The organism is Psychrobacter sp. CX10 (genome assembly GCF_057621575.2).
Genome location: NZ_CM177736.1, coordinates 714827 through 728879, shown reverse-complemented (window position 1 = coordinate 728879; position 14053 = coordinate 714827). Strand labels below are relative to the sequence as shown.

Annotated in this window: 8 protein-coding genes; 6 read left to right on the top strand and 2 right to left on the bottom strand. The window is 36.8% G+C overall.

Annotated elements, in window-relative coordinates:
• Window positions 1-36: 36 nt before the first annotated feature.
• Window positions 37-1446 carry a type I glutamate--ammonia ligase gene (gene glnA / locus AC21OH_RS02920; RefSeq protein WP_487370310.1) on the bottom strand — a complete coding sequence of 470 codons (1410 nt, stop codon included), beginning with the start codon at window positions 1444-1446 and terminating at the stop codon, window positions 37-39.
• An 877-nt stretch (window positions 1447-2323) separates the two neighbouring features.
• On the opposite strand from glnA, the gene AC21OH_RS02915 reads away from it, so the two are divergent.
• The 4 genes from AC21OH_RS02915 (at window position 2324) to AC21OH_RS02900 (ending at window position 6678) form a co-directional block, all read left to right on the top strand.
• Entirely contained in the window at window positions 2324-3055 is a 732-nt protein-coding gene (locus AC21OH_RS02915) for an anthranilate synthase component II (RefSeq protein ID WP_487370311.1), read from the top strand.
• A gap of 471 nt (window positions 3056-3526) precedes the next feature.
• On the top strand, window positions 3527-4624 hold the full coding sequence (gene trpD / locus AC21OH_RS02910) for an anthranilate phosphoribosyltransferase (protein ID WP_487370312.1): 1098 nt from the start codon (window positions 3527-3529) through the stop codon (window positions 4622-4624).
• Window positions 4625-4766: 142 nt separating this feature from the next.
• The gene (gene trpC / locus AC21OH_RS02905; RefSeq protein WP_487370313.1) at window positions 4767-5630 is read left to right on the top strand and encodes an indole-3-glycerol phosphate synthase TrpC; all 864 of its coding nucleotides are present in this window, start codon (window positions 4767-4769) and stop codon (window positions 5628-5630) included.
• 313 nt (window positions 5631-5943) lie between these two features.
• Window positions 5944-6678, top strand: coding sequence for a Smr/MutS family protein (locus AC21OH_RS02900; RefSeq protein WP_487370314.1), 735 nt, complete (start codon window positions 5944-5946; stop codon window positions 6676-6678).
• 167 nt (window positions 6679-6845) lie between these two features.
• On the opposite strand, the gene AC21OH_RS02895 is transcribed toward AC21OH_RS02900, so the two are convergent.
• Entirely contained in the window at window positions 6846-8816 is a 1971-nt protein-coding gene (locus AC21OH_RS02895; protein ID WP_491140016.1) for a mechanosensitive ion channel family protein, read from the bottom strand.
• 398 nt (window positions 8817-9214) lie between these two features.
• On the opposite strand from AC21OH_RS02895, the gene AC21OH_RS02890 reads away from it, so the two are divergent.
• Both AC21OH_RS02890 and AC21OH_RS02885 read left to right on the top strand, forming a co-directional pair.
• The gene (locus AC21OH_RS02890) at window positions 9215-11158 is read left to right on the top strand and encodes a TonB-dependent receptor plug domain-containing protein (RefSeq protein WP_487370316.1); all 1944 of its coding nucleotides are present in this window, start codon (window positions 9215-9217) and stop codon (window positions 11156-11158) included.
• 270 nt (window positions 11159-11428) lie between these two features.
• Window positions 11429-14008 (top strand): esterase/lipase family protein, encoded by a 2580-nt coding sequence (locus AC21OH_RS02885; RefSeq protein WP_487370317.1) that lies wholly within the window; start codon window positions 11429-11431, stop codon window positions 14006-14008.
• Window positions 14009-14053: the final 45 nt, after the last annotated feature.

The window sequence follows — 14053 nt, the reverse complement described above, 5'->3', positions numbered from 1 at the left end:
TTATTGTTTTGATTATTAGAAGCAGTCTACAACGGCTTATAAGCTATAGTACATATCAAATTCAACTGGATGTACTGTTGTATTTAGACGCTGAACTTCTTCTTCTTTAAGATCAATGAAGCCATCTAACATGTCTTTAGTGAATACATCACCTTTTAGTAAGAACTCATGGTCATCTTTAAGAGCTTGAAGCGCTACTTCTAGGTTCTCAGCAACAGTTGGGATTGAACCTTCTTCTTCAGGAGGAAGATCATATAAATTTTTATCAGCTGCATCACCTGGATGGATTTTGTTCTGAATACCGTCAAGGCCAGCCATCAATAAAGCCGCGAAAGCTAGATATGGGTTGGCAGTAGGATCAGGGAAACGTGCTTCAACGCGTACACCTTTAGGTGAACTGACATATGGAATACGGATAGATGCTGAACGGTTGCGAGCTGAATAAGCTAACATGATAGGCGCTTCATAATGTGGTACTAGACGCTTATAGCTGTTAGTTGATGGGTTAACAATCGCATTTAGCGCACGAGCATGCTTGATAATACCACCGATGTAATATAGTGCATTTTCTGATAAACCAGCGTATTCATCACCAGCAAACGTGTTGACACCATCTTTAGAGATTGACATGTGCACGTGCATACCAGAGCCGTTATCACCAACGATAGGTTTTGGCATAAAGGTCGCAGTTTTGCCGAATTGATGTGCGACGTTATGGACTACGTATTTAAATTGCTGAACTTCATCAGCTTTACGAACCATAGTGTTGAATGACACACCAATTTCAGACTGACATGATGCAACTTCATGATGATGTACTTCAACGCGGTCTGGACCCATTATGTCTTCTAAACGCTGACACATAACCGAACGAAGATCTTGTGAGCTATCTACTGGTGGTACTGGGAAATAACCGCCTTTAACACGTGGACGGTGACCCATATTACCCCAATCATAGTCGTTATCAGTAGACCAAGCTGCTTCTTCAGCTGTGATACGATGGCGGGCACCTGACATATCTACTGACCATTTAACGTCATCAAATACGAAGAATTCAGGCTCTGGACCAAAGTAAGCCGTATCACCAATGCCTGTAGATTTTAAATATTCTTCTGCACGGCGCGCAATTGAACGTGGATCACGAGAATAACCCTGCATCGTCGTAGGCTCAATGATGTCACAGGTTACAACAACTGTCGTTGCATCATAAAACGGGTCTACAAACGCAGTTTCAGGATCTGGACGTAGAATCATGTCAGACGCTTCAATACCTTTCCAGCCTGCTACTGATGATCCATCAAACATTTTACCATCTTCAAGGACATCTTCGTCGATTGTAGACGCTGGATAACTGATATGTTGCTCTTTACCGCGGGTATCGGTAAAACGAAAATCTACCCATTTAGCACCAGATTCATTGATTAGATCAAAAAGTTTGTTCGACATTTTATGTCTCTCCATTTATTAGTAACAAATACTTAGTTGTCGTTAGTTCAAACGCAACTAATTCTAAAAATTTATGCAATATATGATTATATAGCACGTTTAAAAAATTAAGTTATTCCTAAGTTATTCCTATTGATACGTTACTTTCATCCACATACATATTATAGGCTTTCATGATTTAGTAAAGGCTTAAAATAGTATAGGCGACAGCAGAATAAAAACCTAGTAGTCTTTCAATATAAACCCTTAAAAGATGAACCTCAAAATATAAATCAGTTTTTGATAACAGCTTATATACCACTCTAGCAACTAAATCAGTAACTTAAATAATAATCAAAGAGCCGTATCAATATATACTTTAAATGACGTCCTTATCTAATGGCTTCTCATTCATAAATTAAGTTTTTTAACTTAAGATTTTCTGATTTAGATATTGCAAATCATATGCCAGAATCATTTACCAATATTTAGTAGGGTGAAATTTACGGCCCTATCGCTTATAATTTCAAGCCTTAATAAGGAATGAGTAATTTGATCAGCTATTAGAGATTTATTAAAAATCTATATGCACTGTCAATAAACAAATTTTAAATTATAAAGGCACTTTTATTGTGCAATAGTAAACAGGAAAGAACTATTTTAGTGCATATTAGTATGAAATGATATCACCCTATTTATTTTTTGAATGCGTGTCATTCAATTCAATAAGTTGTCATTTGTTCTATTATTAATTGACTTGTTAATTGTCTTATCAATTCGCTTGTCAACACACTTATAAACCCGCTTATTAATTCACTCGTTGATACACTTATAATCTCGCTCTTTAACTCACTTATAATATCGCTTATAAATTTATTTACAAAGTGCCAATTAAATTATGATATTGCTAATAGATAACTATGACAGCTTTACCTACAATATTTTGCAATACTTAGAACAGCTTGATACCAACGTGCTCGTCTGTAAAAATGACGACATTAGTATCAAAGAAATCACGCATATGTCTCCTAAAGCGATTGTTCTCGGCCCTGGCCCTGGTACCCCATCTCAGGCTGGTATAACTTTGGACTGCGTGAATCACTTTTATAATAGTATTCCTATTCTCGGCGTTTGCTTAGGTCATCAAGCTATTGCAAAAGCATTTGGTTCAAAAATTATACATGCACCAAAAGTGATGCACGGTAGAGTCTCTAAAATATATCATAATCAAGCAGGCTTATTTAAAGGTATAAATAACCCTACTGAATTTACCAGATATCATTCTTTAATTGTTGATAAAGCGACATTACCATCAAGCTTAGTAGTGACGGCTTGGACGCGTAGTGAAGATCGTCTTAAAAACACGTCACACAACACACTATCCACTAAAAGCATAGAAAGCTCAGCGCCTATTGATTCATCTGCGCAAAGCCACCCAACAAATCCAAACATCCATCTATCAAATCCTAATATGTTACTAAATGAGTTGGATACGGAACTCAATGAAATCATGGCCATACGCCATAAGCAATTTCCTATTGAAGGTGTTCAGTTTCATCCTGAATCTATTCTAAGTCACGACGGGCTGAAGCTATTTAAAAACTTTTTAAAACTCAATGATTTGGTTTAAATATAGTCGCTTTGAGTTCAATAGACTTGATATTTATTGTGAATTTCATTTATAAATTTTATGAGATTTAACTTACTGTCAAAACTTTGCGTAGGCTGTTGCTTTAGTCCAGCATATTACATTAATAGATAAATTTGGCTGGGCTAAAGCACGCCCTACTATAGGGTGTAATAAGTTGAGAGAGGGGTTTAAATTTAAATCTGTCTATAGTGTTGTCAGCTATTTGAATTTAGAAAATACCGTCACGTTATAGTCAACAAACAACGAAACGGTTGAAACGTTAAACTTGCTAAGCCTAAAGAGTAATACTTTCACTCGGCGCCTAGTAACCATTTGACTTCTTCGACTATAGTATAATGTTCTGATATGAGAACTTATGACATAATATGATGATGTATGCCATAAATGTTATGATTTTTGAAATAAATCATGGACTTTAAATCTTCTTAAACTACTAATAATTTGAAACTTATGACACATAATGAAGCTTTTTCTACGGCAAATTTAACTGATGATCAGGTTAACCACATTTTGACCACCGCATTAAACCGTATTACCAAACGCATCGATTTGACGGTCAAAGAGATGCGTGAAGTAATGACGATAATTATGGATGGGCGATGCTCATACGCAGCTATGGGTGCTATCCTCACTGGATTAAATATGAAAGGTGAGGCCATCGACGAGATAACCGCTTCTGCAAGTGTCATGTTAGATTTTGCGACCAAAATTGAACCAAACTGCGAAAATCTGGTTGATATTGTTGGTACTGGTGGAGATGACAGTAATTTGTTTAACGTTTCCACCGCTTCTGCATTCGTTGCTGCCGCTGTAGGCGCGCATGTTGCAAAGCATGGAAATCGAGGGGTGTCTTCAAAATCTGGTAGCTCTGATTTGCTTGAGCAGGCAGGTCTAAATTTAAGTATTACTCCAGATCAAGCCCGCCAATGTATAGAGCAGCAAAACATTGGCTTTTTATTTGCACCTAATCATCATAAAGCCATGAAACATGCAATTCCTGTACGTAGAGCGCTAAGGATTCGTACCATCTTTAACATACTGGGGCCTTTAACCAACCCAGCTGGTGTCAAAAATTTACTCGTTGGTGTATTTGCAGACACGTTGTGCGAACCTTTGGCTCATGTATTTAAAAACTTAGGTGCAAATCATGTGATGGTGGTAGGCTCTAAAGATGGCTTGGACGAGATCAGTCTTGCTACCAGCACTAAAGTTGCAGAACTTAAAGATGGAGTAGTGACGGTATATGAGTTATATCCTGAAGACGCAGGTATAGAATCGCAAACGCTAATCGGCTTGAGTGTGAATTCTTCTGATGAAAGTCTCAATCTTATTCAAGCTGCTTTGTCGGGCCACAAGTCAACAAAAAGTAGTGTAAATAAAGCAAGAGACATGATTGCATTGAATGCTGGCGCGGCTATTTACGTGGCAGGACTTGCCAGTAATCTTCCCAATGGTGTCAGCCAAGCACAGAATATTATTCGATCCGGTAAGGCGCTGGAAAAAATGAATGAATTAGCGGCTTTTACTCAAGCATTTGATGAATCATAATGTTGTTAAATTACAAATTAATCTAATGTTTAATTAACTTATAGTATTACTATTTTCATTTTACTGTCAGCGCTAAACCTGACAACACCCAAAACATTAGAAAAGATGATATATATAAAGTGTTCTTAAATTCGAGTTTATTATGATGCAGAATAACACCCTTGAAATACCTTCGATACTAAAAAAAATTATCGAAACCAAAAAAGATGAAGTATCTATAGCTAAAGCTAATAAACCCATTGATGATATAAAATCAGAAGCTTTAGAATTGTTTGAATCCAATAACGCACCGCGTCGAGGGTTTGCAAACGCTCTACGCCATAAAAGCTGTCTGAAGCAGCCCGGTATTATTGCTGAAATTAAAAAAGCGTCTCCTTCAAAAGGTATTATTAGTCCTAATTTTAATCCCGCTTCTATTGCCAAACAGTATGAAGCAGCAGGCGCAACCTGCTTGTCAGTATTAACGGATGAACCGTATTTCCAAGGTAGTAACACCTATTTAAAAGAAGCAAAAGAAGCCAGCATTCTGCCTATCTTACGTAAGGATTTTATAATAGATTTTTATCAGATTTACGAGTCTTATTTATTAGGTGCAGACTGTATTTTATTGATTGTGGCCTGTTTGGATGATGATACGCTTTATTCATTACATCAAGTAGCTTGTGATTTTGATATGGATGTTCTAATTGAGGTGCATACCCAACAAGAGTTAGAAAGAGCTTTAAAGCTGTCTCATTCTCAGCATAATATTTACGGTATTAACAATCGCGACTTAAACACTTTTAATACGAATCTTGAAACCTCTATAGAGCTTAAACAATATATAGATACTCAAACAGATGTTAAACTAGAATCAAAACTATTAGTGACCGAAAGTGGTATTCACAATTCTGATGATATGAAGCTTATGTTAGATAACAATATTTCAAGCTTCTTAATTGGGGAGCAATTTATGAAAACAGACCATCCTGGGGATACCCTTAAAAGCTTAATAGAGTCGTTATAATCGATACCTTATAGCTTTAAATTAGCTCTCAAATAGTTTGCACATAACTTTCTACTTCTGCCATTAACTATACAAAATTCAACTATTAACACGAACATATATTAAACTTTAGGGCGTGTCCCTATTAGGACTATGAGTCTAAAAATGTGATAAATTTATGTCTAACACGAATAATTTCGAAGATAATATAGGCATATTATCTAGAAATTATACAAAGATTGGCGAAAATATAGACATTTCTAGACGATAACTTATTTCATTTGCAAATAGGTACACGCCCTAAGCTCATTAAATAAATAAAGTGAACGACAATATGACTAAATCATTATTTTCTAAAGACATGCAAAATCAGCTTAAAGAGCTGAAAAGTGAATTGAGTAAAGGCCGTGCTACCTCGCCCGATGATCCAGAAAATGTAAAACCAACTGATCCTGTAGCGCTACCCACAAAAAAACAAGTTGAAAAAACAGTCAAACAGTTGGATAGCGAGCATATAGATGATGAAAAAATATTGTTTATGCAAGCCATGGCAGGTGTTGAGCCTATAAAAGATAACAACACAATCTCTGAGGTTAAAGAACCTAAAATTAAACCTGACGCTGATACATTATCAAAGCGTGCAGCGGCCCAAGGAGATGAGATTGAGACTTTAGAATCAGGCTTATCAGATATGCAAGCGCTACTCAATCCTGTCAGTGGAGATTCATATTTAATCTACAAAACGCCGACGTTACAGAATAAAGTCTTTAATCAGCTTAAACAAGGTAAGCTACGCTGGTATGATGCGGTAGACATCCATGGTGCTACCATTGATGAAGCTAGAGAAGCCGTAATTGCCCTAATAGCTCAGGCTAAAAAGAACAATGAAACTGTCGTTAAAATAGTACACGGTAAAGGTACTGATGCTGTATTAAAAACATGTGTTAATGGCTGGTTAAGACAACTGCCTGAAGTGCTAGGTTTTAGCTCTGCACCGCCTAAAGATGGCGGCAATGGTGCAGTACTGGTGTTACTAAAAAAGAATAAAACCGATAATAATAAGTCTTAGGGTATTTGAAAAAATATTGAATGGTAGATATTTAATATTTTATTATTTAACTTATGATATCACTTAAGCCACTACTTCTAGGTAATGGCTTTATAGTGTTCGATTAACTACTGTAAGATATGAATAACAATACTTAAATTCATCAGATGTTTTATTTATCAACTGGTTTATTCATCAACGGGTTTATTTTCAAAGGTTTTAGGAGCGGTTGATGGTGTCGTTTCTGAGGTTTCAGTATCAATAATAATACGCTGAGTTTCAAGTGCATGTTCTACGTTGTACTTCTCTACTTCTTTTAGAATCTCTATAAGCAGTTGTGTCTGCTTATCATAAAACTCATCGGCTCCGCTCGCATACACATACGCGCGAAACTCAATAACCAAACAGTCCTGTCGCAGTTCTGCAATTCTTACTTGCGTCCATTCAGAATTGGTAAGTTCATGATTATTCATAAACTCTTCCATATCCTTTAAAAACTCGTCAAGATCACTGGCACTGATGTTTCTTTTAATATAAATATTATGCAAAAAGTGAAACATATCACGGGACGCAAAGTTCTCGATGGACATGGATGAAAAGTCACCATTTGGCACGGTTACAACGGTACGATTAAGTGTTCGTACACGGGTAGACCTAATACCTATGTCGATGACTGTACCTTCCAACGGTCCAAACTTACAGTAATCCCCTACTCTTACAGGCTGATCTGCAACAACGACGACACTACCGACCAAGTTTTCAATCATTTTTTGAGCACCGAACGCTAAAGCTAAACCACCCACACCCAGCGCTGCGATACCAGTTGTTAAATCAAAACCTAAGTTCCCAAATATAAATATACAGGCTAGGATTAATAATAGTGTTTTTATAACCTTTCGCAGTAAGCTTAAGATGGAGACACGTTCGGTTTGGTTTTTCTTATAACTTTGGCGTTCAGCACGGTTAAAAATAGCATCTATTATACGCAAGAGTAACCATGTTGAAGCAAACCAGCCAACAATGTCTTTGATACGGTTCACAGGTTCTCTAACCGTCACTGAGACTCCGGCATACACCATCACTTCATATAAAATGATTGACGTCAAAACAAGCGCTAACGGTAAAATAAATTTAGAATCTGCTGGTAAAGGCTTATTACGTATACGTGGATAATATTTTTTGAGCACTAAATAAATGACACCAACAAAGATATAGCTTGCAGCTATGCATATTAGTGCTAAAACCAATACTGCAAATATATCTGCTAAGTTATAACCCCCTACGGTCTTGCCTTTGAAGGGTTCAAATGTGTATTTATCTATAAGTGAGGTGTTTGTGGCAAATTTGGTATTCTTGATAGCTTGAATGGTCTCGGAGGAAACTTGCCAGTATTGATTACCGTGTACCGAGTTTTTGCGTACCAATATAATATCAATCACTTGATCACCTGAGGTGATTGTACCTACTTTTTCAAGCGAGGAAGGTAGCTGATCGGCTAAATCGCCGGTGGGACTATTACTGATTTGCAGTTCAGCATACAGCCTTCCCCCTTGATCCAAGGCTAATTTAAGCTGGCGCACTATTTGGACAGGGTTGTCACCCGCGTTTAAATTAAGATAGTTTGCAGCAAGTGAAGCATTATTTTCAGATAGCGCTCTAATAAATCCTTGAACGGTACTTCGCGGTGTTTGACGACCGAAAGGATCAATTATTTCAGGCTCTGGTGCTACTGTCGCTGCCACTGCATCCGTAGATTCATTTTCAGCATGAGCGCCAAACGACATAAACAACGCTAACATAATAAGAAGAGAGACAGATAGTTTTTTGGCTATAGAATGTATAGATTCTAATTTGACGTCCACAACTTTAAACTTAGCATCTGCGTTTTTCAATTTGACGTCAATATATTGCAAGCTTTCATTCGCCTCAAAATCATGTGCCTCAAAATCATGTGCCTCAAAATCATGTGCCTCAAAATCATGTGCCTCTAAATCATTCGCTTTAGCAAAGTTACTTTTATTTTCAATATATGAACTGGTGGTCTTCATGCCAGCTTTAATCAAATTAGCAGACTGTGAATTAGCCGACTGTGATCTGAATAAACGTGTCATTGTGCTAGATTTATATTTAGCGTTGGGTTGGTTTATAGGGTGGCGCATCTAGACAACCTTTAGTCTTATTTAAATAAATGTCATATATCATTTGCAATTGAATTTATTGGTATAAATTCAGCTTTTATCTACCGCTATAGATTTGTTCAAATATAAGTAACATCTATTTTTAGATAGCATTTAGATTCAAAGAACTTATAATTCTAGCATGGCTTTAATAGGCTACAAACTTTATCAGCTGCTTATTTTTAGTAAATTTTATAAATTAATTTTTTTATTCGTACAGATTGACGCTTATTGAATCAAATTTGTGGAAAAGTGAGTATAAATCAATTAAAAACCCTTACTTTTTGATGCTAATAATGGATAATACGTGCACAAGGTTCTTCAAATCGTTTTATAGACCTATTTTACCACTTCAAACAATTATTATATTCGAGTCAATAATGAATACCTCTTATAGCACTTTGTACAAAAGTTTATTCAATGCATCCACTACTCTCTTAACTACCATAGCGTGTCTGTCTTCTTTTTCAGCGTATGCCGCTCAGGGTTTTGTAGATGGTTTGCCGACAGCTACTTTAGATAAAATCACGATAACAGCCACACGCACACCACTCGCTATAGACAATACAATAGCGCAAACACAAGTTATTGGCAGTGAAACCTTAAATACCTACCAAGGACTATCTGCGTTAGAAGTTATAAAACGCCAGCCAGGTTTTAGTCAATTTAGCTACGGTGGTTTGGGGACAGGTGGAAACTTCTATCTACGTGGGTACGATAATAAAAGTATTTTGGTACTGATCGATGGCATGCGTTATAGCTCTGTTAGTGCTGGAGGCGCTACCCTAAACTTATTACCCGCAGAACAAATCGAACGTATTGAAGTCCTATATGGGGCATCAGGGTCAAGTATCTATGGTGCAGACGCTGTCGGCGGTGTTATTCAGATATTTACCAAAGGTAATAATATTAAACACAACCAGCTCTCGGTGATAGTTGGAGCGGGTAGCAATGATCATTATTTGTACGGTGCGACGGCACAATTACTAAATAATCAGGGATCAAGTTTAAGCTTATCTGCTGTGCACAATGAAACTGAAGGCTACAGCGCTGTGTTACCTGGTGGCTATGGGTACAATAAAGACGACGACGGGTTTGAGAGTGACAGCTATAGCTTGAATCTAAAACATCAAATTAATGATTATATTGATGTTGGCGCAAGTGGTATATTCATGGATTCAACAACAGATATTGATTCAGCAGATGATTGGCAAACTGGCGCTGCTGCTTTAGACAATGCGCACGCTGACCAAGAAAATGGCGCTGGTAATGCTTATATAGCTTATTCTACAGATCAATATGATGCAAAACTGTCTTATGGATACAGCGTTGATAAATCATCTACTTATGAGAATGTTCAACATTTATCAAACCCAAGTCAGTATGACACCAAACAGCAGCAAGTTAATTTGATAGGCACTTACAACTTACCTACAGGTGAATTGATATACGGTGCTGAACATTTAAAACAAAAGCTTGATTCTAATGTCTATGATGCAGATGACCGCAAAGTAACCAGTGGTTTCTTAGGTTATCTAACCTCATATAATAATATTGATGCTCAGGCTAACGTACGTTATGACGATTATTCAGATTTTGATAGCGAAACCACTTATAACTTAGGTGCTGCTTATAACTTTACGCCGCAGCTTCGTGCTGGTGTTAATTATGCTAAAGGCTACCGCGTTCCAACATTTAATGATCTTTATGGTCCAAAGAGTTGGGGTAGCAATCCTAACTTAAGCCCAGAAACTAGCGATAACTATGAAGCATTCTTAGAATATATTACCCTTAATCAGTCTACACGTTTAACGGGATATCGAAGTAACGTAGAAGATATGATAGCAAGTGACGGTATCAGTACCGCAGATTTTCCATATGGGAAAAATATTAATATAGAAGAAGCTGAAATAAGTGGCGTGTCTTTGGTTTCTGATTGGAATATCGATGATTATTTATTCGGAATCAGCTATGACTATCAGAAAGCTAAAAATGAGAGTGGTGAACAGCGGGCTAACGATGGCAACTACCTGCCGATTCGACCAGAAAACAAAGGCATGGTCTATGTAGGATATCGTATTGCTGACTTAGATGTTCGCGCAGAATATCAATACGTTGATGACTATTATTATGACAGTGCAAATAATACCCAGCTGGACAGTTACAACTTAGTGAATATAAGTGGTAACTATATACTGTCGCCTTCACTGAAATTATCGGCTCGATTAAATAATGTCTTCAATAAAGATTATGTCACTTCACCAGGTTATAGCACTGATAATGGCACGAACTTTTTAACCTCATTGACCTATACATTCAAATAAAATAGATTTAAAGACTAAAGCGTGTCTTCATATTTAACTTTGAATTTTACAATTAGAAATAAGCCACTTGAGTAAGTGGCTTATTTTTTTAATTTTAAATGGTATTTGGTATTTGGTATTTGGTATGGAGTTTAACTGATTTGTTTATAGTTCAGAATGATTTATATTTACCAGTCATATATAAGTTTCTATATCTGTCATAATTTTAAGGTATGATTGAATAATTCTGGTTTTGGTTCAACTTTTTATCTATAATATTAAGCCTATCTAATGACTATTAAAACCCGCTTTAAATCTTTAATGTTGAAGCCCTTCATTTTGACAGGTTTAATGATAAATGCATCATTGTTAACTTCGTGTAGCACCGTTTCAGTAAATACAACCAGCTCCAGTCGAACCATACAAAACCAACGTAGTAATATTGTAACCGCCAGCACATTAAGTAGAAGAACCACATCCGTACTCAGATCTAAGGGTATAGATGCAAATAATTGCTTGTCTAGTTTTAAAGAATGTTTAGAGAACATCGATCGAGGTACTCTCAATAAGAACAGCCGCGAAAACTTAGCATTATATGCTGAGCTCTACTTAGCTAAGGCTAAAAGTATCGAGTCAAAAGAAGGCTGCGAACCTGAAATAGTCAGACCCCCTATTGACCCTTATTACGCCAATGCTCCCTTGAGTGATGCTGAGAAAATAGCACGTACTAATGAGCTTATTGAATGCAATACCTATTATCGTATTTACTTACTAAACGCTATTAAGTACAGCTACGGCTATCTGTTTTATGCACAGTTAGCGCCTAATGCCGAGGAATCAAAGCAATTATTAAGTAATTCGAACCATTTACCAACAGATTTAGACATCCAAACTCAAGATGTGTATGACGATGCTTCTGATTCCCTCATTAAGCGTCTCTATGTCAATAGAAATATCAGTCATAAAGTTGCAAATGTTACCTCGTACTTAAGTACTGACTTAGTCTCAGATGCTAGGCAGTCTATGGACAACGTCGATAGCTCTGGTATCGCATCTTATGGTGGGCAGATAAAAGTTTTAAATTTTACTTTCCCGCCTATTGAAGACAATAAGTATTTTGTACCTATCAATGCTGAAGAAGAGCCGGCTGTTTTAAACACTAATAGTAATACTGACCTTAAGCAAGTGTCAAAGCCTGAGATTAATACACAAGATGAAGACAATGGTTCATCACCCTCTATTACTGCTCAACCTTCCTCTATAGACTTATACCTTCCTAATGAACCAGAATATCTTCAAAACTCACGCCGTTATAACCAAAGTATAGATAAAATTTATGCCAGTCACGATCTAAGCTTCTCTGGTCTAAACACCGTCAGTAAGCGAGAAGGCTTTGGCGTGAGTTATGTGACTTTATTTGAAGACCGACTGAACACATCAATTAAAGGATTATTAACCTCTGACAACGAATCTCTTAACTCTGAGGATCCTTTAGACCGTATCCATTTGACAGGCAATTTGCTTCTATCAAGTATTATTCAGCCCAAGGGTGATACTTTAGAAAATGTCTTACAAAGTCAAGATTATGATATTAATTTATATAACCCTTATCATACCGAAACCGTTGACATATTAGGCAATCCGTACTATTTAGCTGCCAACTTCTCAGCAAGCTATGGCATGTGGTTAGCAGAAAACAGACTTAATAATGTTGGTTATTTTAACTTATTAGCCAAACAACAGTCCTTGGTCCAACCACAATTGTTTATGCTAGAGCCTTACGACCCTAATAAACGTATTATTATTATGATTCACGGGTTAGCATCTAGTCCAGCGACTTGGGTGAGTGTCACGAATGACATAGGTAATGACGTTAATCTTAGAAACAATTATCAAGTTTGGCAAATTTTCTACCCAACCAACATACCAATTTTAGAGAACCGTTACCGTATTCAAGAATTAATTGAAACAGCGTATGATCTAAATGATCCACGCGCTGAACATATAGCCAGTAATCATAGTGTGCTAATCGGCCACAGTATGGGTGCAGTCATCGGAAGAATGCTGGTATCAAATCAAAATCTTGAACAAAAATTTATAGAACTTAGCCGTCAAGAGCCGGCTCATAAATTAAATAAAATATTGTCTAATAAGCTTGATGAGCTCAATATTAAAAATAGATTGTATCTAAATAAAATAGACAGTATTGATACTGCCATATTCATCTCAGCGCCATTTAGAGGTACTAACTTTGCCGATAGATGGTTTACGCAACTGTTACGCCGCATTGTGCAATTGCCTATCGGCTTTATACAAACTATTCAGGGAAATCTAGCCAGTATAGCCTCAGAAGGAGAATTAGCCTCTAATCCTTTAGGTGCATTATATTTTGAAAATGGTGCCAGCCAGCTGAGTGACAAATCCTCATTTATGAAACTCACTGCTGATCTTAAAATAGCGGACGGTGTGACCTATCACTCGATCATTGCAAATAGAGATTCGGATTTGTTTCAAGGCTTAATGAGGTTAAATATCACCAGTGCACCCGATACAGAGCTCTCTGATTTAGATGGTTTATCGCCAGAGGTAGCTGCTATTAATGCAGAATCTGAAAAAGTGGATAACGAAAATAAAACCAATGGTGAGTATTCGAATCTAACTATCGGTGATTTAAAAGATGAATTGACACAAACGATCACACCTAATCTCTCAGATGGAATTGTGCCTTATAAGAGTGCACATTTAGAAGGTGCGGCCAGTGAAACCATATTATCAGGTGGTCATGGCATTCATGAAACGCCAGAAGCTATTTTAACATTACGTAAAATATTGCATGAACACCTTAATAAATATCCAGTCGAAGAACAATAAATCAATGAGATAACTAATTGAACAAGATGTCTAAATTGTTTAAAT